We start from the raw sequence: 22,114 nt of genomic DNA on the forward strand, positions 1-22,114 counted from the left end.
GGTTACCGTCGGCCGCGGCCCTGGCGTACCCGCTTCGATTCGGCTCACCAGGCCGCGTCGTGCAATACCTTCATCTCGATATCGCCGTAGTACATCGTCCGCTCGGTCACATCGGACGGGCGCGTCTTCCACCACCATTTGTAGACGCCGAGCTTGAAGTAGGCCTGACGGTCGTTCGGAAACGCGTTCGGGACGCCGGCGACGTGCACGACGTGTACGCCGTTCCGAAAGACGTCGGTCAGCGCACCGCCCCCGCGATCGTCCGGCCGATATCGCAGCACCCACCGGACCGGTTGGCCCCGGTCCGCCGACGGGTCGCCGAACGCGATCGACTGGCTCGGCGTGCCCGGCGCACCGCGCACGTCGACTTCGTATTTCCCGTTGTTCAGCAGCAGTGCAAAAGGCGGCGATCCGTCACTGCCGCCCTGATGCAGCTGCGCGATGAGTTCCGGCTGTCTCGAATCGAACCTGTAGTCCGCAGGAATCACCGTCGACCAGCGCACCTCGTAATCGTGGCCGTTGACGAAGCGAAATACCGGGAAGAAGCTGACCTCGGAGCGCGGCGTCCCGCTCGCCACATCGCCGAAATCCTGCGAGCGGCTCAACGTCACCTTCAACAACGTGCCGGGAATGCCCGAAATTGCCGCCGTCGTGATGTTCCGCGACGCCGGCGCCTGCAAACCCAGCCGCGGATCGATGCCGCTCCGCCAGTCCGATCGATAGACGCGCCATTCCCCGGGCTGACTGCGTGGCGGGCCCGCGTGGCAAGCCGCTGCAGCGAGCACGCAGGCGACGACCGCGAATCTACCGCGCATCGGCCGTGCCCTTCCGTCGACACAAGCGGGATACATACGCGCTCGCGAGCATTGCCAGGAAGCGGCTGTTGGTCGTCAGATAGCGTTTCCACATCCGCCCCGGTTCCTGGATCACGCGAAACGCCCACTCCAGACCGCTGCACTGCATCCACAGCGGTGCCCGTTTCACCTTTCCGGCCACCACGTCGAACGTCCCGCCCACACCCATCACGAAATCGACGCCCAGTTCGGCTTTCCAGCGATTGATGAAGTTTTCCTTGCGCGGCGACGTGATCGCGACGAACAACAGCCGCGCGCCCGACTGCCGGATGTCATCCACGACCGCCTGTTCGTCGTTCCAGAAATAGCCGTGGTGATATCCCGCGATCGGCAATCGCGGGTAGCGCGCCGCCGACACCGCCGCGACCCGCTCGACGACTTCCGCCGTCGCGCCGAGCAGATAGACCGGCAGCCCTTTCGCCTCGGCCAGCGCCAGCAGGCGATGGAAGAGGTCCACGCCCGCGACGCGCTCGGGCACCGGGATGCCGAGCAGACGTGCGCCCCAGACGACGCCCATGCCGTCGACGTTGACGATATCGCATTCACGAACCGACGCGCCGAGTTCCGCATCGCGCTGCAGGTTGACGATCTTCGCGACGTTGACGACCACATGCTGCGTGAATTGACGTTTCTCGACTCTCGCGTCGATCCAGTCGACCGTATCGTTCATCGACATCAGGTGAATCGGGCATGAAAACAATTCGGCGCGTTTCATCGCGTCTTCTCCCGATCCTGTATTTCGTTATCCCAAATATATGGGTCAAATCTTGATGGCCTTCGAATCGACGCATACAACGCCTTCAGCTTCACCGACACGTCGTCGGAGAAGTAACCGAGCTTCGCGAGCTTCTCGCGGCCGTTGGATCGCACGCCGGCGCTCAATACATCGGCCAGCTCGTTCGTCAGGCGCCCGGCGTCGTGATCGAACACGACCATCCCCGGCGACACACCGTCGAGCAGTTGCCGCACGTTGCCGACATCGACCGACACGACCGGCAGGTTGAGCGCCATCGCCTCCTTGACCGATTGCGGCGACCCTTCGCGGGTCGACGTCATCAGCAGGCACGCCGCACGGGCGAGCAGGTCGCGCACCTCGCCGCGCTCGAGACCGTCGATATGCCGCTCCTGCACCTGAATTCCGTGCCATTCCGAGAGCTGGCGAAGCACCTGTGAAAACAGCGGATAGTTCTTCTCCGGGCGCTTCGGCGACGACGGGAAGACGACGATCGGCAACCCGGAATCCGGGCGCGGGTCGTCACGATGCTCGACGAAGACCGTATCGTTGACGGCACACGGAATCGTCGCGCAGCGGCGGCGCAGCCGGATCAGGCGAGCCGAGATCTCGGCACTCACGCCGATGCAGGCGTGCGCGAAGCAGGCCATCGACTTCGATACCGCGCGCATCCAGAACGGACCGAGGATGTCCGTGCCGTGGAACGTGATGACGACCCGCGACTTCGTGAACAGCCGGACCAGCGGCGCGGAGCACGCGCTCAGGCCGAAGTGGTAATGCACGATGTCGTACCGGCCCGTTCGGGCTGCCTTCCAGATGCGCCCGATCGATCGCAGGTACTCGCCCTTGTCGCGATACCCCTCGATGACGAGCACATCGACCGTGCAGCCGCCGGAACGCCTCAGCGCGTCGACCTGCTCGGTCACGAACACACCTTGCCAGGGGCTTGCACGGTTGCTGCCGAGATACATGTTGGTGACGACGAGAATTTTCATGAGCGAACCTCCACCGCACCGCCGCGATCTGCGGGGCTGGCGCCCGGCCGTCCGCGGGAGAACGCGTACATGGCCAGCAGTGCGGAAAATACGTAAGACGGCGACACGAACGCCATCGAGAAGATGTTGTCGAAGCAGAAGGCCGCGACGAGGTAGAACCAGACGGTCGGCTTGCACCGTCCTTGCCCGTAGCCGAGCACGAACACCAGCCACGCGATCGCGCCGAACACGCCCAACTCGACGAACAGATGCGGGTAGAACGTATCGGTGGTCTTCAGCAGACCGCCGAGCCCGTACCAGTCGAAGTGATAGAGCTGATAAAGCGGCGACGAGAACTTCACCGATGCGGGGCCGCCAAAGCTGCCGAGCCCTTCGCCAAGCAGGTTGCCGTTGCGGAGCGACTCGAACATCACGCGATAGGATTCGGCGCGCGCCGAATTGCCCGCGACGACGTAGAACAGGATCTTCGCCGTCGCGACCTTCAACAGCGAATCCAGCACGCCCAGCACCGTCAAGGCGAGCATCAGTCCCGTCATGCCGGCGGCGGCCAGCCACGCGCGCCCGCCCCTGACGTTCCGCACGAACGGATAGCACGCAAGCACCGCGAACAGCTTGAACGAGACGCCGAGCAACCCGAAGAGCAGGAAGCCCCACGATGCGATCGCCGCACGCCGGCTCGACCAGTACCAGCGGCACAGCAGGAACGCGCAGAAATTGATGAAGCTGAATTCCGAAAAGAACCCCATCCATCCCTGTGCGCGCAGGAACAATCCCGAGTCGATCCGGACCGGCATGAACAGCGGCAACCCGGTTGCATACGAGAAGTAGAAATACAACTGGAACAGATCGTTGCTCGCAACGACGGCGACGAACGTCTTGAGCAGCACGTCGAGCCGGTCGCGATAAGGGAAGATCGCCACCGTGATCGCGACGGGAAAGAGGAAGCGGATCAATTCCTCGGTTCCCGCGGCGGTGTTGAACGACAGCAGCATCCCGATGCAGAGCGACACGGCGATGGGAAGCGCGACGACGGCCAGCCGGTGAAAGCGCGGACGCAACAGGATCGCGGCAAACACCAGGCTGAAAGCCCCCGTCTTCACGATCTGCGATCGATCATCCTCGAGCGTGAGCAGCGTATCGCTGACACAGAAGACGACATACGCCAGTGCCAGCAGGGCGGCGCCAAGGTCGGCTACGCGGGATCGACGCTGCGGCACGATCGCGGGCATGCGAATCGCGACGCTCACGGCCTGACTCCCGCTGGCGGGTGCACCGCCTTCGGCTCGGCAACGCTCGCCGATTCGATCGATGCCGCATACCCCGCACACACCATTCGTGCGTGCATCACGACGATCCCGTTCCGGACCAGCGTCACGATCACCGCGGCCACCAGCATGCAGAAGAACCCGACCGTGCCGCCGATCGCGACGCTGCCGCCGAACAGCGCGACGAACAGGGCCGACGTGCCGATGTTGATCCGCGCGGTGACGGCACTCTGCTCAAACGCCATCATCACGTTGCTGCCGACCACGCCAAGCACGCCGGCGGCGCACTGAATCGCCAGCAGCACGCCGCCCGCGAGCACCATGTACATGCCGCTTCCGTCCAGCCCGTGGAGATACGTCAGCCCCGCCACCATCGCCAGGTTCGCGACCAGCACGACCAGATTCGACAGGTCGATGTGGCGCCGCATCGCGCGCAATGTCGCGTCGAGCGGCACCTTGTCCTTCTTGCGCTTCACGAGATCGGGCAACTGCGCGATCGAGATGGCGCGCGGCAGCAGGTTGCCGACCGCGGTCACCGACGAGAACAGCGACAGCATCCCCGCGAACGACGCACCGCACATCGCCTTCGCCGCCGGCACGATCGCCAGTGCGATGCCGCCGGACAGGAAGTTGGTCAACCCGAACTGCAGCCCCTTCACGTCGATGCGCATCGACAACGCGCCGCGTGCCGGCGCGCCGATCGCGACGAACATCGCGACCGCCACGACGATCAGCGCGACGGCCAGGCACAGCGACGCGGAATAGCCGTGCTGCATGCCGACCCACAGCAGTGCGCACGAACCCGCGATCAGCAGGCCGTCGAACGCGATCGCGATTCGATAGCGGCGGTACGACATGAAGAAGTGCCGCGCGAGCTGATAGACGGTCCAGCCCCACATCAGCGCGACGACGCCGCCGAGATCGAACGCGACGAACCCGGTCGCGGACACCAGCACACACGCGAGCGTGGCGACGGTCGCGGTCCATCCCGCCATCGCCGCCAGCGAATAGAACGCGCCGCGCGCCTCCTGCTTCCCATCGCATGCCGGTATGCGCACCAAAATCAGCGTAGACCAGCCGATCGCCGTGAAGAACCCGATCATCTGCGCAATCGACAAATTGGACGCCGCATGCCCGAGTTCGTCCAGCGAATAAATCCGCTGGATGAGCCAGAACGTCAGCACCCGATAAAGGCCGGGCGCCCCCGTGCAAACGAGCGCCTCGAGACGGCCCAGCAGCCGTTTGGCATCGACGTTCCGCAACATGACTCGCGCCCGCCCGTTACCCGCGCGCCAGCATGCCGCGCGTGTCGATCACGACCTTGGTCTGCAGCCGCACCGGGTCCACGCTCCGGAACTGCGTGTGATCGACCAGGATGACAATCACGTCGGCCTCGGCCAGCGCGGTATTCAGCTCGCACAGCAGGACCCGGCCGTCGAGCGATTGCGGCAACACATCGATATTGGGCTCGACGACCAGCAGCGTCGTACCGGCGTCCTCCGCCAGCGCTTCGACGATCTCCATCGCTGGGCTCTCGCGCAGGTCGTCGATATCCGCCTTGAATGCGAGGCCGAGACATGCGATCACCGGCTCGCGAAACCGGCTGGCCGCCTGCCGCACGCGCTCGTACACGAAATGCGGCTTGTCGTCGTTCACGTTGCGCGCGGTGCGGATCAGCCGCGCATGCGCCGGCGCCGAATCGACGATGAACCACGGATCGACCGCGATGCAGTGCCCGCCGACGCCCGGCCCCGGCTGGAGCACGCTGACGCGCGGATGGCGGTTCGCCAGCCGGATCAGCTCCCACACGTTGATGTCGAGCTGGTCGCAGATCACCGACAACTCGTTCGCGAACGCGATATTCACGTCGCGGTACGCGTTCTCGGTCAGCTTGCACATTTCGGCCGTACGCGCATCGGTCAGGATGCACTCGCCGCGCACGAACACGGCGTACAGCTCCTGCGCGCGCGTGCCGCATTTGCGCGTCAATCCGCCGATCACGCGATCGTTCTCCACGAGTTCTCGTACGACATGGCCCGGCAACACGCGCTCCGGACAATGCGCGATCCGGATGTCCGAGCGCTCGCCCGCCTGTTGCGGGAACGAAAGATCCGGACGCTGCGCCGCGAGCCATGCAGCCATCTTTTCGGTCGCGCCGACCGGCGAAGTCGATTCCAGCACGACCAGGTCGCCTTTCTTCAACACCGGTGCGATCGATCGGCATGCCGCCTCGATATAGCCCAGGTCCGGCTTGTTGCCGTCGGTAAACGGCGTCGGCACCGCGATCAGGAATGCATCAGCCGGCTCGGGCGTCGTCGTCGCGCGCAGGTAGCCTTGCGTCACGGCCGCGTGCACGAGCATGTCCAGTTCGGGCTCGACGATGTGGATCTCGCCGCGATTGATCGTGTCGACGGCGTGCTGCGACACGTCGACGCCGATCACGCTTTTGCGACGTGCGGCAAAGGCCGCCGCGGTGGGCAAGCCGATATAGCCCAGCCCGATGACGGAAACGGTTTCGAATGACATGAATGAGGCTCTCCAGACGTCGGGGGATTCAGCAGAGCGATCCGGCCGTATGGGCCGGTGCCTGCCTGCGGGCCGGCGGTGAAACGAGCAGATCCGCGATCCGCTCGCTCGCACGACCGTCGCCATACGGGTTGTGTGCGCGGCTCATCGCGCGGTAGGCACTGCCGTCTTCCCACAGCTCGACCACCGCGCCGACCAGGCGCTCGACCTCGGTACCGACCAGCCGGACCGTGCCGGCCGCGACCGCCTCCGGCCGCTCGGTGGTGTCGCGCATCACGAGCACCGGCTTGCCGAGCGACGGCGCCTCTTCCTGGATCCCGCCCGAGTCGGTCAGGATCAGCCACGCGCGGCTCATCAGATAGACGAACGGCAAATACTCCTGCGGCTCGATCAGCACGACGTTGCCGATGTCGCCCAGCAGCCGCGTGACGGGTTCGCGCACGTTCGGGTTCAGGTGCATCGGATAGACGATCCGGCATTCCGGATAGCGCGTTGCGACGGTCGCGATCGCCTCGCAGATCTGCTCGAAGCCGCGTCCGAAGTTCTCGCGCCGGTGCCCGGTCACGAGGATCATGCGCCGCTCGTCGTCGACGAACGGGAACCGCTCGCGCATCTGGCGGACCAGCGCCCGGTCGTGCTTCAGGCGCTCGGTGATCGTCAGCAGCGCATCGATCACCGTGTTGCCTGTGACATGGACGCGACCGGCGTCGACGCCCTCGGCGAGCAGGTTCGAGCGCGACGTTTCGGTCGGCGCGAAATGATGCAGCGCGAGCGCGCCCGTCACCTTCCGGTTCGCCTCCTCCGGCCACGGCGAATACAGGTTGCCGGTACGCAGGCCCGCTTCCACATGACCGACCGGGATGCGCCGGTAGTAAGCCGCGAGCGTCGCGCCGAGCGTCGTGGTCGTATCGCCGTGCACGAGCACGAGATCGGGCCGGAACGATTCGAGCACCGGGTCGAGCGCATTGAGGATGTGCGCGGTCAGGCTGCCGAGCGACTGCCGGGCGCGCATCAGGTCCAGATCGAAATCCGGCACGATGCCGAACAGATCGAGCACCTGGTCGAGCATCTGGCGATGCTGGGCCGTCACGCAGACGCCGCAGCGCACGCCTTCACGGGCCCGCAGCGCGTGGACGAGCGGCGCCATCTTGATGGCTTCGGGGCGGGTGCCGAAGGTGACGAGGATGTTTTCGTGGAAAGGGGTCATCGAATGCTCCGTCGGCGGATCACGCACGATCCGCGGCAGTTGGCGAATCGGTGCGGTCGTACGCGTAGGCGCCGTAGTTGCCGTACTGGACCGAACGCAGCCCTGGCTGGAATCCGTTGAATACGGCAGCGATCGAGCGCGCGCCGGCACGTTCGATCCGCTTCGCCGACTCGAGCAGCTCGCCCGTGCTCGTCATACCGGCGCGCGCGACGAGCAGGATCGCGTCCGCATGCGCGGCCAGCACGACGGCGTCCGTCACGGGCAGCAGCGGCGGCGCATCGACCAGCACGACGTCGTAATCGCGCGCAACCTGTGCCAGCACCGTCGCAAGACGCTCCGACGACAGCAGTTCGACCGGCCGGTCGGCGCGCGGGCCGGCCGTCAGCAGATCGACGTTCGGCGCGACGTCGCGCGCGATTGCGTCGACGGCGGTCACACCGCCGTGAAGGACGGTCGACAGGCCGATATCCGCTCGCATGCCGAAGCGCTTTGCGAGCTCGCCGCGACGCATGTCGCCATCGATCAGCAGGACACGCTTGCCCGCCTGCCCGAGCAGGGCGGCGACGTTGGCCGACACGAACGATTTCCCGACGCCCGCGGACGGGCCGGTGATCAACACGCGGTTGCCTTCGGGCCAGTCCATCATCTGGAACCGCAGCGCCGTGCACAGGCTGTGCAGCGCCTCGACAGCAGGTTCGTTCGGCCGCGCCAGTGACAGGAGCGGTACACCGCCATCGGCCACCGCGTAGCGTCGCGACAGCCGGCGTTGGGCGATGCTCTGCGGAATCGTTGCCATCACGTTCAGGTGCGTGTCGCGCTCGATCTCGGCCGGATCGATCACGCCGCCGAACAGCATGGCGCGGCCCATGACGGCGCCGGTGCCGAGCACGAGCCCCACCAGCGCGGCGATCGCCGTGACGAGCGCGGGCTTCGGTCGCACCGGCTCGTCCGGCACGATCGCGCGATCGATCACGCGCACGTTGCCGAGCTTGCTCGCGGTCGCCAGGCGAAGCTGCTGGACGCTGTTCAGCAGGCCGACATAAATCTCGGTCAGCACGGTCACGTCGCGGCGCAGGCGCACGACGTTGCGTTGCGCGTCGGGCAGACGCCGGATCGCTTCGTCGACGGCGCCGATCCGCGCCTTGGCGGCGGCGATCTGACGGTCGAGCGCCGCGCGTTCCGGGTGAGCCTGCGTGAGCGTCGACGCCAGCGCCAGTCGCTTCTGTTCGAGTTCGAACAGCGACGTTTGCACCGCGGTCGACTGCGTCAGCATCGCCTTCGCCTGCTCGGTCAGATCCACGATTTCATGGCGGGACTGGTATGCATTGAGGCGATCCTCCGCCGCACGCAACCGACGCTCCACCGTCGGCACCTGATCGCTCAGGAACGCCAGCGACTTCTCGGCGGTGGCCGCCTTGCGATTCGCGTTCTGCCGCACGTAGTTGTCCGCGATCGCGTTCAGGACGGCGGCCGCCCGCGCCGGATCGCGGCTTTCGTATGACACGCCGATCACGCCGGATTGATCCTTGCCGCGATTGGCGATCGTCAGCTGCTTCTGCAATTCGGCGAGCACGGCCTGCTTCGAGTCCGCCTGCAGGACGAACTGCGCGCCCGCCTTGGCCTCGATGTCCGCCACCAGCAGCGTCAGGCTGCCGGCGGCCGTATGCACGCGCAGCGGTTCACCGACCCGGCCCGCCGCATCGCGCGCGAGATCCGCGCCGGACAAGCGATAGCGCCCGTCGCCCAGCGACGTGACGACGAACGCGTGTTCCTGGAAGTCGCGCGGCACGTCGAACGCCGACACATCGATGCGCTCCTTGCCCCAGACGAATCCGCCGATCCCGAACAGACCAGGCGCCGAAAGCCCGCGATTGAAGCGCGCGACGAGCGCCCCGATCAGCGGCACGCGACGCGGCCGAGCGTCGATGTGCAGGCGCAGCGCGTCGACCACCGGTTCGGTCACGAGCCGCGAGCGCAGGATTTCCATCTCACCGCCGTCGGTCGACTTCACGTCGAAAAGCCCGCCGAGACCGCCCACGAGCCCGCCTTCGGCCATGCTGCGCAGGTCGGACCCGCCGCTTTCGACCTGCACGGCGATATCCGCCTTGTAGACCGGTTTCGCCACGAGCGCATACGCGCCGCCGAGCGCGGCGCAGGCAATCGTGACCGCGGCGATGCGGCCTGCATGCCGGATCAGCACGTCGAGCATGCCGCGCACGTCGAGCTCGTCGGCGTCTCGTGAAAAGGGTTGACTTCCGTTCGATGCATTCATGTGAGGCTCACTGCAAGTGTTCCGGCGCACTCGCGCCGGTATCCGGATGCCGCGGTCGATTCGGTTCCAGGCGACTGATCCGCGCGGCCCAGTCGACGACGCCGCGCTCGATCAACCTCATCGCGTGGCCGTACACGTGGCGGCTTCGGCGGTAGGGATCCGGCACGTCGATCAGGTAACGCTCGGCGAGGCGATACACACGGCCGCGCGTCATCGGGAAAGTCCGCTCGATCAGATTGCGATGCGCGATCTCCATGACGAGGATCAGATCGGCCCACCGGCAGATCCGGTCGTCGACGCGCCGGGCCCGATGCGCGGACATATCGAAGCCGCGCCCGCTCAGCAACTCGTGCATCACCGGGTCGATCGCCGTGCCGCCGATCGCCGCGATGCCCGCCGACTCGATCGTGCGGCCGGGCAGTTCGCGCGACAGCAACACTTGCGCGGCCGGGCTGCGGCAGACGTTGCCGGTACACACCACCAGGATTCGTTTCATCATTTCGTGACGATCGCGGCAGTCAGGCCCGCATTGATGGCCGGCAGCAGTTGCGCCAGCACGCGGCCGAAGCGCGCGAGCTTCGTGCTGTCGACGTACACGACGTCGCGCGGCTGCAGCTCGAATTCGTTGGCGAGCACCATCGACACCGGCGAACGGCCATCCAGATGAAATACCTGTGCCTGCCGATCGACACCGCCGCGAATCACGTAGGTTTGCCTGGGATCGGACGTGCCCGGGTTGATGCTGCCGGCCTGCGACAACGCGTCGGCGAGCGACAGCCGGCCGTCGCGCAGCGGCAGTGCCGTGGTCGGCTTGTTGACTTCGCCCATCACGTACACGCCGAACTGATCTCGCGCGCCGACCTGCAGCAAGTCGCCTTTGCGCAGGACGATGCGCGACGGATCGAGCCGCTCGCGAATCAGCCCCGGCAGATCCACCGGATAGGCGTCGCCGCCGCGCACGAGCGTCAGGCGGCTCTGATCGGCATCTTCCGTAAAGCCGCCCGCGCGCGTGACTGCCTCGAGTAGCGTCATCGGCACGTCGTTGAGCGGTTGGGCGCCCGGCGCACGGACCTCGCCGTCGATGTAGACGCGATTCGCGCGATACGACGCGACGCGCACCGTCAACTGCGGCGCGACGAACCACTGCTTGAGTCGCGCGCGCAGCGTGGCCTGGATCTCGCTCGTGCTCATGCCCGCGACGTGCAGTTCGCCCACGTACGGAAACGCGAGGTTGCCGGCCTGATCGACGACGAAGCCCACCGGCGGATCGGCGGGACGCACCGTCTGATTGCCCGCATTGCCCTGGGCCGCGGCCAGTTCCGGGTGATCCCACACGGTGATCTGCAACACATCGCCCGCGTCGATCGTGTAAGGCGTCGGCCGAGCAAAGAGCGCCGCGCGCGTGCGCTCGCCCTGCGCGCGGGCCTCGCGCCGCTGGCCGGCGATCAGCGCGCCGTCGATGGCCCCGATCGGCACCGACGCCGCTTCACGCGATGCGGACTCGCGCGATACCGGAGCGAGCGATGCCGTATCGATGCGATGCATCGACACGGTCATGCCGCCTTCGCGCGTCTGCACGGCAACGCCGCCTTCCTGCTGCGCCTCGTGCGAGAGGTTCATGTGCATGCCCGGCTCGACCGCGCAAGCGGACAGCAGCACGACGGACGAGACCGTCATCGCCGATCGCGACCCTCGCGCCCATGAGCGGGACCGTTTTCCAGTTTTCATTCCTGTCATCCAAACCGCGTGCGTCGACGCGTCATTCAGTAAGCATTGCGATGCGTGAAGCCGCACAGAACGGTCGCCGCCACGATCCGCATGTCCAGCGAGAACGACCAGTTGTTCAGGTAGTAGAGGTCGTGTTCGACCCGCTTCTGCATCTTCTCGACACGATCCGTCTCGCCTCGATGCCCGTTGACCTGTGCCCAGCCCGTGATGCCCGGCTTGATCCTGTATCGCTGGATGTAGCCGTCGACGAGATGCTGGTAGAAGCGGTCATGCTCCACCGCATGCGGGCGCGGCCCGACCACGGACATGTCGCCTTTCAGCACGTTGAAGAACTGCGGCAACTCGTCGAGGCTCGTGCGCCGCAGCAGCGCGCCGATGCGCGTGATGCGCGGATCGCTCCGCGTTGCCTGGCGTACTTCACCCGAAGCGCTCGTGTCATGCGCGTGCATCGTTCTGAACTTGTAGATCGTGAAGATGCGTCCATACGCGCCCCGTCGTTGCTGACGGAACAGCACCGGCCCCGGAGACGAGCACTTCACCGCGATCGCGATGGCCGCCATCAGCGGTGCGATACCGATCAGCGCCAGCGCAGCGAATGCACGGTCGAACACGGCCTTTGCTGCCAGCGCGCGTGGCGACAACGGTGACGCGACGAGATCGAGCGCGCGACCGGGCGCCGCACGGCGAGGCTGCAGCGGCGTCATGCCGGTCAGATCCGGCATGAACCGAATGTCGACGAGATCCTTGTCGAATGCGCAAACGATTTCGCCGATGCGATCGGCATCCGCCAGCGGCAGCACAATCCAGATTTCGCCGACACGCGCACGCCGCACGCTGTCGACGAAGCCGGCGAGGTCGCGATGCACCTCCGGCGTAGCCGTATCGATAGCCCGTGCTCCGGACATGTCGAATATCGCGGCGACCTGAAACGGCAACACGGCCTCGCGCGCATCGCGGCGCGCCAGCGCCAGACAGCGCTCGCGGTACCCGACGATCGCGACAGGCTTGCGCCGCGCGGCCCGCGCCGCACGACGCCTGCCGAACCAGCACCGCAATGCCTGCGATGCGGCGAGCGCGACGGCCGACAAGGCAAACCACGCGACGACCCAGTCCAGGGCGGTGGCGGATTGCCAGTCAAACGCCGTGACTGCCGTTGCACCGACGCACAGCGCGACGGCAAAGCCGGCCGGCGCGAGCCATACGCAGCGCCAGGACGCCCGGCGTTCCGTATTGCCGAACAGATCGATCAGCGAAAAGAGCGCCAGCGCACACGCGATCGAAATGACGATCAGGACGGCATCGGAAATCGCGTACGGCGAGCCGCCGAGCCAGCTTCTGGCCATCCACGCGGTGGTGGCCAGCAGGCCGGCATCCGCCAGCCTGAACCAGGAAATCTTCCCGTGAACGACGGGTGAGCGACTAGCATGGTCGAACGAATGCATAACTCCTGATCGACCGCCCGCCACAATCGAGTGACGACAGAACGACGACGCGCATTCACGCCGCCCGGTCGTGCTGGCACCAATCGATTCACGAATCGACGGACAATCCCTTTCCCTTATTCAATAATCCACAATACATCTTGCAACGGTTAGTCAAACTAAATGTCACAAGACCATGAATCCGCTTCCCGTAACGACGAGATTCGGCGCGTTGCGAAAAACGAACTCGCGTCACTCGTCGTGAATCAATCCTGAATCAATGCAATGCAGGATTGAATACTGCCATCGAGGCTCGGGGTTTTGAATCGGACGTGTTCGAAACGAATTGATAAAGGGGGGTGTCTCGTTCTATTTGTTATTCGGCCGTTCCTGCATGTCCCGGGCAGTCATGGCGATCAGGTCATCGCACTGCGCTCCTGTCCGCCGCGAACCGGAAGAAGGGCACGGCAGCGAGCGCTGCTCCGGTGCTGGTGTGTCGTGACGTCCCGTCGGACGACGGAACGAAAAATCATGCGGGGATGGATCGGCCGAACGCCGGTGGCGGCGCCGGGAGGCCGAGCGGCGGGCCGCACCGGCGAACGCGGCCATGACGAAACGGGTTCAATGCGGGGGATCCGCTTCGTCCGCTCACGCGCCGTGCCGATCGAATGCGGCGTTGGCCGTTTCAGCTGGCACGCACGCGGCGGCTCACCCGGCGACGAGACTCGACAGTGCCGTCTCGATCGTCACCCGTATCGATGGCCATTCGGCTTTCAGCGCGGCGACTCCGCCTTCGGCGATGCACCGTTCACCACGGGCACAGGCATCGCGCGCAGTCACGTCGCCGGCCAGCGCGAAACCGCCTCGCATCGAATGCAACTCGACCCGGACCGGCTCGACCTCCCCGCTCGCCAACGCGGCGTCGATCCGTGCCAGCGAGCGCAGCGTCGCCGCCCGCAATTTCTCGCGTATTTCCCCGGTCATCTCAGGCGATCGAGCGTCCGGTGAAACGTCATCACGCGATCGAAGCGCCGACTCGGGCACGCTCTGCGCTTGCCGCCGCAACGCCGCATCGAGCGCATCGATCGACAGCGGCTTGAGCACGACCTCCGCGACCCCCACCTGCGCACATCGCCGCCGGTCCTCTTCGGTCGCATGCGCGGTCATCGCGATTACAGGCACCTTCGCGCCCTGCTCGCGCAGGAAATTCGCGAGCGCGAAACCGTCGAGTTCCGGCATGCCCAGGTCGGTCAGCACGACGTCGAAGGGGTGCGTGAAAAACGCGCGCATCGCTTCAATACCGTTCGCGACGAGCGTGGCGTCGCAATGCAGCGCCTCCAGCTGATCGCGCAGCAACGCGCGGCTCGCCGGATGATCCTCGGCGACGAGTACGCGCAGCGGCTTGCCGCCGGCTTCGCACGCGGGGTGCGCCGGAATCCCGGGTTCCGGCGCGTCGGACGCGTCGAGCGCGGCCCGCCACGCGGGCGGCGCGTCGGGCATCGGCAGCGATGCCACAAATGTCGTGCCCGCGCCCGGTTGGCTCTCCACCGTCAGGTCGCCGTGCATCAATCGCGCGAGACGCCGGCACAGCGGCAGCCCCAGCCCCGTGCCGCCGAAGCGCCGGTAGATCGACGCATCGGTCTGGACGTACACGTCGAACAGCATCGGCAGGCTCTCCGGCGCAATCCCGATACCGGTATCGCGCACCGCGATTTCGACGCCTCGCGCGTGGTCTCCGGCACCTGCCTGCCGCGCTTCGATCGTCACACTGCCGCGCTCGGTAAACTTGATCGCGTTGCTGACGAGATTCGACACGATCTGGCGCAGGCGGGTCGGGTCGCCGATGTAACCGTCGGCCAGTTCCGGTGCGATCCGGCATTCAAGCGAGAGTTGCCTTGCGTCCGCGAGCGGACGGAAGATCGCCGCGACATCGCGCAGCACCGCACGCAGGTCGAACGGCACGGCTTCCAGCACCATCTGGTTGGATTCCGCCTTCGACAGGTCGAGCACGTCGTTGATCACGCGCAGCAGTGCGTCCGACGACGACATGACCGTCTGCAGCCGGCGCTGTTCGGCAGACGGCAGCGCCGCGCGCGCCATCAATTCGAGATTGCCGAAGATCGCGTTCAGCGGCGTGCGGATCTCGTGACTCATCGTCGCCAGGAAGGTCGATTTCGCCTTGTTCGCATCGTCCGCGGCTTCGCGCGCCTCGCGCAGCTTGTCCTCGGCCTGCTTGCGCGCGGTGATGTCGGTGAGCGTACAGAGCAACACATCGACACCGCGGTAGCGGGTACGGACGATATGCGCCGCGAGCCAGGTCGTGCCGCCGGCGGCGAGGTCGACCGGCAACTCGTGCGTGACGACGCGCGGCGCCCGCCCGCCCGCGATACTGCCGTGGTAAGCCTGCCAGATACGCTTGCCGAGCGACGGCCCCGCTCCGGTGTCGCCATAGGCCTGGGCGGCGTCGTTGCGCACCATCGTGTCGCCGTTGGCCAGCGACAGCAGCATGAGCCCGGCCGGCGCGGTGCGAATCAGCGCGCGGTTCAGCGCCTCGCTTTCGATCAGCCGGAGCGCGCGGCGGTTGGCGGGGCGCAACGCGCGCCGGTCGAACGTGACGATCGCGAACCACACCGTTCCGATCGCGAGCAACGCGAGCGCGGCCGCCACACCCACGCGGACAGCCACGTCTTCAAACAGGCCGCGCCACGAGAACGTCGCGGTCAGCACCTCGCGGAACCCCGGCATCCGGTCGCCGATGACGATATTCGTGCCGACGCGATGGGCCGCCGCGCGTTCGCCACGGGCCGCGTGCGCATAATCGAGCGCACGGGCAGTCAGCGCGGGATCGGCCTCATGGCCGGTCAGGACCCGCCCGTCCGACGCGACCAGTGCGTACGCCTTGTCGGCAGACGACGAACGCAGGAAATCGTCGATCTCCGGCCGACTGACGATGACGTACCACGCGATCGGCTTGCCCTGCGCATCCCGCACTGCCTGCGCGAAACGCAGCACGGGTCGCCCGAGCAGCGGATCCTGCCGCCTGTCCAGATAGATCTGCCGATTGTCCGGTGCGGCTGCTGCCGACACGAAATCGGCCGGTGGCAGCAGTTGCCGGATCAGCGCCTTCACATCGAAATCGGCCGATAGCGCGCGCGCAGGTTTCACCAGCGGATACCCGGCCACGATGACGAAGTTGCCGTCCGGATCGATCAGGTATCCGCCCATTCCCGGATCGCCAGGCTGTCGCGGCGGCATGACGCCCGTGATCTCGACCTGCTCGAGAAATGCGGTGAGAAAGGGCGCGTAGGCCCCCGTTGACCGGGACGACGGGGTGGCCGCGAACGCCGCCACCGCGATGCGCCCCTTGTGCCCAAGGACGGCCAGCCTGCCGCGACGGTCAGCGAACCGCCCGAGGGCGTCGGGAGGCGCGACCGGCCCGCGCCGGGCCGTCAGCTCGAAGTCTTCGACATAGCGGTTCTGGAGCGCCCTGATCACCTCCAATTCGGCCAGCAGGTCCGCCTTGCGCACCAGGAACGCCGAACGATCATGCGCGATCGATTCCTGCAGGTCGAGTCGCGCGACCAGTGCCGCGCAGACCAGCACGAACGCCGTGATCGCCAGGCCGCTGCCGTACAGCAGCCATTGCTGCTGGCGCCGCACGCGCCCCGGCTCGAACGGTTTGCGGCCCGTGGCGGTGGTGGCCTGCGCGATCAGCGCTTTCAGTTTGGTGGGCATACGTGTCGTCGAAGTCGCCTTGGCGCCGGAACGGCATCATGCGCTGTCCGGGTGACTCGGTACCGCCCGCCGGTTGCCGGTCTACGCATCGGTCTCGGGCACTTCGGGCAGTTGGCCCTCGCTCGCATACCGGATCAGGTCCGCGTCGCGGACAATGCCGAGCTTCTTCATCGCGCTCGATTTTTGCGAGCTGATCGTCTGCTTGCTCCGGTGCAGCTGGACGGCGATCTCGCCGACCGTCAGGCCGGCCCCGTAAAGCCGCACGACTTCGATCTCGCGGGCGGTCAGCGTGCGGGTCCCTGCCGACGGCTGGCATTCCTCCAGCAGCTTCTTGACGAACGGAGACAGATAATTCGCACCGACGAAGGCCGCATGCACCGCGCCGACCAGGTGCGAAATCGCATCGGACTTGCTCAGGATGCACCCGACACCCTGCTTCTGAATCGCCAACAGCACGCTCGGGTTGTCGATCATCGTGATCGTCACGAGGCGCAGCGCCGGGTAGCGACGCTGGAGAAACGACAGCAGTGAAAGGCCGTCGCCGTACTTGCCGCCGGGCATCACATAGTCGACGACGAGCACGTCGCTTTGCTGCTCGTCGAGCATCGCCACGAGGTCGGTCGAGTTCGAGACAGTACCGAGCAGCTTGATCGTGCTGCTACCCGCGAGCGCCTGCGACATCCCGAGTGCGGACGAAGGATGATCGTCCGCCACCATCACCCGCACAAAAAATTCATCCATCTCTATTCTTCTCCCGAAACACGCGGCCTGACGTGCCATGTTGTGCGACGCGCCGTGATTCGAATCGATCCCGCGACACGGTCGCGTTGCGACATTCGGCGAACCGGGCGGTGCGCAGCGTAATTTTAAGATAATAGACGGGTTGTGCGTCGCGCCGGTGGTGCGATCAGGCGTCGCTGCCTGCGCCCACACCGATCCGATGCAACCGCGGCCGGGCCAGGCGACTCTCCCGGCACGGCGTTGCCGCATGAACCTGCATCGATCCGACGCCCACGCGCGACCGATCGGCAGCGCCCCCACGCTGTCGATCCATTGCGTCCGGCTGGGCGGCCGAAGCCGCTGCTAACGCTTGACCACCGACTTGTCCGGCTCGCCCGACCCGTCATCCGCGGCGTGCTGCCACTCGGCGATGGCTCGCCGCCTCTGCGACGGCGACATCATCATGAATTCGTTCAGTTTCGTCAGGAAATCCCGTCTGGATTTCTCCGGCAACGTCGCGAATCCAAGTAGCAGCCCGAACACCTTTCCCATATAGCGCACGGCCTTACCCTTCCTTCTTCAGTCGAAATCACGCGACACCGGAGCGATGCGGCGTGTCTGCCTTCCTCGTTCCGACGCAGGCGATCTCCGTCGCACTTGCGTCGCCTTTTTTTATCGTCCCGGCCAGTGTGCCGCTGCAGCGGCCATTGCTCCCGATGCCGGCCGCTCGTCCGCCGCTCCCGCGGGAAACACGATTCCGCGCCGGCGCGCAACGCGTGCGAGACCACGGCGCAAGTCGGCCAGCGTCACCGGCTTGGTCAACACGCATTCGACATGCGATGTCGCGTAACGCCGGGCATCGTCGGGCGCCAGATGCGATGCCACGACGATCATGTCGCACGGCAATCCGCGCGCATGAACGGCCTCCGCCAGCTCACGGGCCGACATGTCGGGCAGGTCGGCGCCGAGCAGCAGCACGTCCCACGCGCCGGTCGCGAGCGTGTCGAGCGCCGCGCCGCCGGACGACACGCACCGGACCGTGCAGCCGAGCACATCCAGTTGCTCGCGGAAAATCGAGCCGTTGACGGATGCATCGTCGGCGACCAGCACGCGCGGCACACGCGTACCGGCAGCCGCGGCAGGGCGACCGTCATCGGCTTCAGCGGCCGGTTGGCGCCGCTGTTCGGCGGTCGCGACGCGCGCCTGCTCGATCGCCGTGCGCAGCCCGTTCAGCGAATAGCTCGACACGCGGATCGTGCGACCCGCGACGTCCGGCTGCAGCGGGCCGTCCGGCGTGGCCAGCACGACCGGCGCGCCGCCGCCGAGGCTGTCGAGCTCCTCGCGCCGCCATCGATCGGAATCGCCGAAGAGCACGATCGCGTGCGCACGCGCAAGGCACCCGGCGGCAATCCCGATCGGACTCGGATGCATCGCGACGTCGAAACCCCACGCACGCAAATGCGGGAATGCGAACGCACGCCACGCGTCCTCGGGCGACACGACGATCAGCGTGCGGCCGGCGCCCGCACCGACCGGAGATTTCGGCGCAATCCCCATGCGCAGCGGCAAGCGCACGGTGAACAGGCTGCCGATGCGCGGCGCGCTGTCGACCGAAATCGTCCCGCCCATCGCCGCAACCAGCCGATCGCACAGCGCGAGCCCGAGCCCCGTGCCGCCGTAGCGCCGCGTGATCGATGCGTCGACCTGCGAGAACGGCTTGAACAGCCTGCCCTGCTGCGCGAGGTCGATCCCGATGCCGCTATCCTCGATGCCGATCGAAAGCTCGGGTGCACCGCGCGCATTGCGCCCGACCGCCACGCGCGCGACGATGCGCCCGTCGCTCGTGAACTTGATCGCGTTGCTCAACAGGTTGCCGACCACCTGCGCGAGTCGCGTCGGATCGCCGCGCATCCGCTGTCCGCCGCTCGCGTCGATATCGGCGAACAGCGGCAGCCCTTTCGCCTTGGCGACCGGCGCGAATGCCGCGAGCTCGCGCTCGATCACCGCGATCACGTCGAACTCGATCGACTCGACCGACATCGCGCCGGCTTCGATCTTCGAGAAATCGAGAATGTCGCTGACGATCGCAAGCAGCCCTTCGGCCGATGCGCGCAGCGTGCGCACGCGGCTCTGCTGCGATGCATCGAGCGCCGTGCGTTCGAGCAGCTCGAGATTGCCGAGGATCACGTTGAGCGGCGTGCGGATCTCGTGGCTCGTCGCGGCAAGAAACGACGACTTGGCCGCGTTCGCCGAATCGGCCGCGCGCACCGCCTCCTCGAGCTGATGAACGAGGCGGCGCTGCGCGCTCTTGTCGGCGAACGCCGCGATCAGCACGTCCTCACCCTGGTAACGCGCGCTGTGCGCGATGATCTCCAGATGCAGCGGTGCATTGCCGTGTGCGTCGAGCACGAGCTCGGTCATCATCGTCCGGCCGGCGCCGCCGTTCGCGACGAATGCGTCGTACTTCTCGAGCACTTGCACGGACAACGCATGGTGGTCGCCGCCGTGCGGCAGCAGCATGTGCGTCAGCGCGTCGCTCGCGAGCATCACGCGGCGGTCGGACAGCGACACGAGCCCGATGCCGACCGGCGCCATCGCGATCACGCTGCGGCACAGCGCCTCGCTGTCGAACACGCGGGCCGAGCGCGCGTAGACCGGCACGAGCACACGCCGGTGGAAACGCACGAGCAGCAGCCACATCACGACGATCGCCACGAGCGTCGACCCCGCGAGCGCGCCGGCCTGCACGCCGATGCCGGCCGCCACGTCGGCCCACGACAGCACATAGGCGATCGTCCAGCCGGTTGCCGCGAGCTTGCTGGTGAACACGATCGCGCCGTCGCGAAAGCGCGGCTCGCCTGACGCCGCCTCGCCATGCGCGACGCCGAGGTTCAACAAGCGCTCGGTCAATGCGTTCGTGCGCTCGATGCCGGGATCGAGCGCGATCAGCCGGTTGTCCGCCGACGTGATGAAGAACGTGCCGGCCGGGGCACTTCCGGGCAGCCATGACAGCAGGTATTCCGGTGCGTACTCGGTGACCAGCACCGCAAACGGCTGGCCGCCGGCACACGCTTCGGCGGCAATCCGGATGCGCGCCTGCCCGGTCACGGGGTTGATGTAGGGCGGCAGCCAGCGGACGTGCGGCCGACCGTCGTTCCGGGCCGGCGCCGGGCCGTCGAAGTCGACGTGCAGCGCCGCGAGCACGTTCGCGCGCGCATCGGCCGACGCCAGCGCGGGATTGTCGCGCGCCAGATGCGGCACGAAACCGAACACCCCCGTGCGCGTGCTGTAGTGATAGCCCTCGAGCGTGCGCCCGCGATTGATCGAGCTCGCCGCGCCGATGCGCGACAGCAGGAACGACAGCGCGAGATAGCGCGCGACCTCGTCGCGCTGCGCGGTTTGCCCCGGCACGCCGACCACGAGCGACGGATACGGCTTGATCGCGAGCTGCTGGCCGTTGGCGAAGAATGTGTTCACGACGTCGGCCGGCGCCGCGCCGATCTCGCGCCAGACGAGTTGTGTATTCGTGACGCCATTGCGAAACGAGGTCTCGGCCACCTGCACCTCGTCGGCGGCTTCCTCGACACCGTTCAGGAAATTGCGCCGCTCGCCGTCCAGATAGCCGTAGACGATCGACGTGATCCCGAGCCCGCAGGCGATCAGGATCAGGATCGTGACGACGATGCCGCCCCCGAACATCGAGATGCTCTGGTAGCGGCGAATGGACTGAAGCGTGCTGTATGGCATGGCTCGGCGTGACGGCGCCCCGGGTACGAACATGCGGCAGATTCCCTGCCGGACCGGGCGTCACGATGGATACATTCGGGATAGCGATATCCCGATCATGCCAAACGACACTGCGAAAATCAGGCGCGTATTATCCTTTTAGTACACGTCCGATTTGTTTGATTGATTGTTTTGAACTTGAACTAACCTTCGTCGTGTAAATCTCGCCCGGGGATCTATCCGATCGGGCAAGTCGCGTCGTCGATTCGGTGCGGGCACGCGTGCAAGCGAAAAGCCGCCGGCAAGCCGGCGGCGAAAGGTGCGTCCTCGAACGGACGTGACGCACCGGAGGCACCCGGTTCGGCACGCGCGCTGCCGTCGCGCCAGCGGCGCCCGCTCGGTTCTGCGTAAGCGGATTCAGCGTCGTGCACAGGAAACCCGTGCAGCTTCCGGCGCTGAAATAGAATGGCGCCTGCTGCATCGCGGCAGTCGGCGGTGCGCTGAACGCCAGTTCGCCCAGATACGCGTTGCCCTGCGCGCCGAAATCGTTCGCCTGTTGCACGTAGTTCGCGCCGGCCGACTGAAATGCAGCCGCCTGGTAGGTGAAGGTCGGCGACTGCGTCTGGTCCTTCACGTAGAGCCACGACATCGAGCTGTCTTCCGACGCCGCGATCCGCACGGCATTGCCGGTGACTTACGGATCCTGCGCACACGCGGCCAGGAGCAACAGCAGCCCCGGTGCGAGTAAACGGCGAACCATTTGCGCTTTCCCCACGTTTTATTTGCGCCGCACGGCTTCGCGCTATCCCACCCCCGCAAGGGCGTACCCGGTTTGCGCGCGGCGAGGCGAATACAATTCACCCACGCCGACACGCAGTCCAAGGCTCTCTCAGGCTCTCTCTTCGAATCGTTCAGTCACGCGCTGGCTGCCG

At 66.5% G+C, this 22,114-nt stretch carries 15 protein-coding genes and 1 pseudogene; all 16 read right to left on the reverse strand.

The genetic code is table 11. The features are described 5' to 3' along the window. Positions 1-44: 44 nt before the first annotated feature. Positions 45-815, reverse strand: a complete 771-nt coding sequence (locus U5771_RS21090) for a heparin lyase I family protein (protein WP_322025765.1) — start codon at positions 813-815, stop codon at positions 45-47. Then, positions 805-1,569, reverse strand: a complete 765-nt coding sequence (locus U5771_RS21095) for a WecB/TagA/CpsF family glycosyltransferase (RefSeq protein WP_322025766.1) — start codon at positions 1,567-1,569, stop codon at positions 805-807. The genes U5771_RS21090 and U5771_RS21095 overlap by 11 nt, the downstream gene beginning before the upstream one ends. Then, positions 1,566-2,582, reverse strand: coding sequence for a glycosyltransferase family 4 protein (locus tag U5771_RS21100; protein WP_322025767.1), 1,017 nt, complete (start codon positions 2,580-2,582; stop codon positions 1,566-1,568). The genes U5771_RS21095 and U5771_RS21100 overlap by 4 nt, the downstream gene beginning before the upstream one ends. Then, entirely contained in the window at positions 2,579-3,829 is a 1,251-nt protein-coding gene (locus tag U5771_RS21105; RefSeq protein WP_322025768.1) for a hypothetical protein, read from the reverse strand. Before U5771_RS21105 ends, U5771_RS21100 begins: the two co-directional genes overlap by 4 nt. Continuing rightward, entirely contained in the window at positions 3,826-5,112 is a 1,287-nt protein-coding gene (locus tag U5771_RS21110) for a hypothetical protein (RefSeq protein WP_322025769.1), read from the reverse strand. The genes U5771_RS21105 and U5771_RS21110 overlap by 4 nt, the downstream gene beginning before the upstream one ends. Positions 5,113-5,128: 16 nt before the next feature. Beyond that, positions 5,129-6,373, reverse strand: coding sequence for a UDP-N-acetyl-D-mannosamine dehydrogenase (gene wecC / locus U5771_RS21115; RefSeq protein ID WP_322025770.1), 1,245 nt, complete (start codon positions 6,371-6,373; stop codon positions 5,129-5,131). 28 nt (positions 6,374-6,401) lie between these two features. Then, positions 6,402-7,580, reverse strand: coding sequence for a non-hydrolyzing UDP-N-acetylglucosamine 2-epimerase (gene wecB, locus U5771_RS21120; RefSeq protein WP_322025771.1), 1,179 nt, complete (start codon positions 7,578-7,580; stop codon positions 6,402-6,404). Between the two features lie 19 nt (positions 7,581-7,599). Further along, the gene (locus U5771_RS21125) at positions 7,600-9,852 is read right to left on the reverse strand and encodes a polysaccharide biosynthesis tyrosine autokinase (protein ID WP_322025772.1); all 2,253 of its coding nucleotides are present in this window, start codon (positions 9,850-9,852) and stop codon (positions 7,600-7,602) included. Positions 9,853-9,859: 7 nt separating this feature from the next. Continuing rightward, entirely contained in the window at positions 9,860-10,351 is a 492-nt protein-coding gene (locus tag U5771_RS21130) for a low molecular weight protein-tyrosine-phosphatase (RefSeq protein WP_322025773.1), read from the reverse strand. Next, a complete protein-coding gene (locus U5771_RS21135) occupies positions 10,348-11,529 on the reverse strand; it encodes a polysaccharide biosynthesis/export family protein (RefSeq protein WP_322025774.1) in 1,182 nt (393 codons plus the stop codon). The genes U5771_RS21130 and U5771_RS21135 overlap by 4 nt, the downstream gene beginning before the upstream one ends. Before the next feature lie 86 nt (positions 11,530-11,615). Next, the gene (locus tag U5771_RS21140; protein ID WP_322025775.1) at positions 11,616-13,046 is read right to left on the reverse strand and encodes an undecaprenyl-phosphate glucose phosphotransferase; all 1,431 of its coding nucleotides are present in this window, start codon (positions 13,044-13,046) and stop codon (positions 11,616-11,618) included. A 663-nt stretch (positions 13,047-13,709) separates the two neighbouring features. Continuing rightward, positions 13,710-16,736: an ATP-binding protein gene (locus tag U5771_RS21145; protein WP_322025776.1), complete on the reverse strand. Its 3,027-nt coding sequence runs from the start codon at positions 16,734-16,736 to the stop codon at positions 13,710-13,712. Positions 16,737-16,817: 81 nt separating this feature from the next. Next, entirely contained in the window at positions 16,818-17,477 is a 660-nt protein-coding gene (locus tag U5771_RS21150; protein ID WP_322025777.1) for a response regulator, read from the reverse strand. A gap of 342 nt (positions 17,478-17,819) precedes the next feature. Further along, positions 17,820-18,008 (reverse strand): hypothetical protein, encoded by a 189-nt coding sequence (locus U5771_RS21155; protein WP_322025778.1) that lies wholly within the window; start codon positions 18,006-18,008, stop codon positions 17,820-17,822. 120 nt (positions 18,009-18,128) lie between these two features. After that, the gene (locus U5771_RS21160; protein WP_322025779.1) at positions 18,129-21,203 is read right to left on the reverse strand and encodes an ATP-binding protein; all 3,075 of its coding nucleotides are present in this window, start codon (positions 21,201-21,203) and stop codon (positions 18,129-18,131) included. 379 nt (positions 21,204-21,582) lie between these two features. Next, positions 21,583-21,837 (reverse strand): annotated as a pseudogene (locus U5771_RS21165) (hypothetical protein); the annotation flags it as partial. Positions 21,838-22,114: the final 277 nt, after the last annotated feature.

The organism is Burkholderia sp. BCC1977 (assembly GCF_905339595.1).
Taxonomy (GTDB): domain Bacteria; phylum Pseudomonadota; class Gammaproteobacteria; order Burkholderiales; family Burkholderiaceae; genus Burkholderia.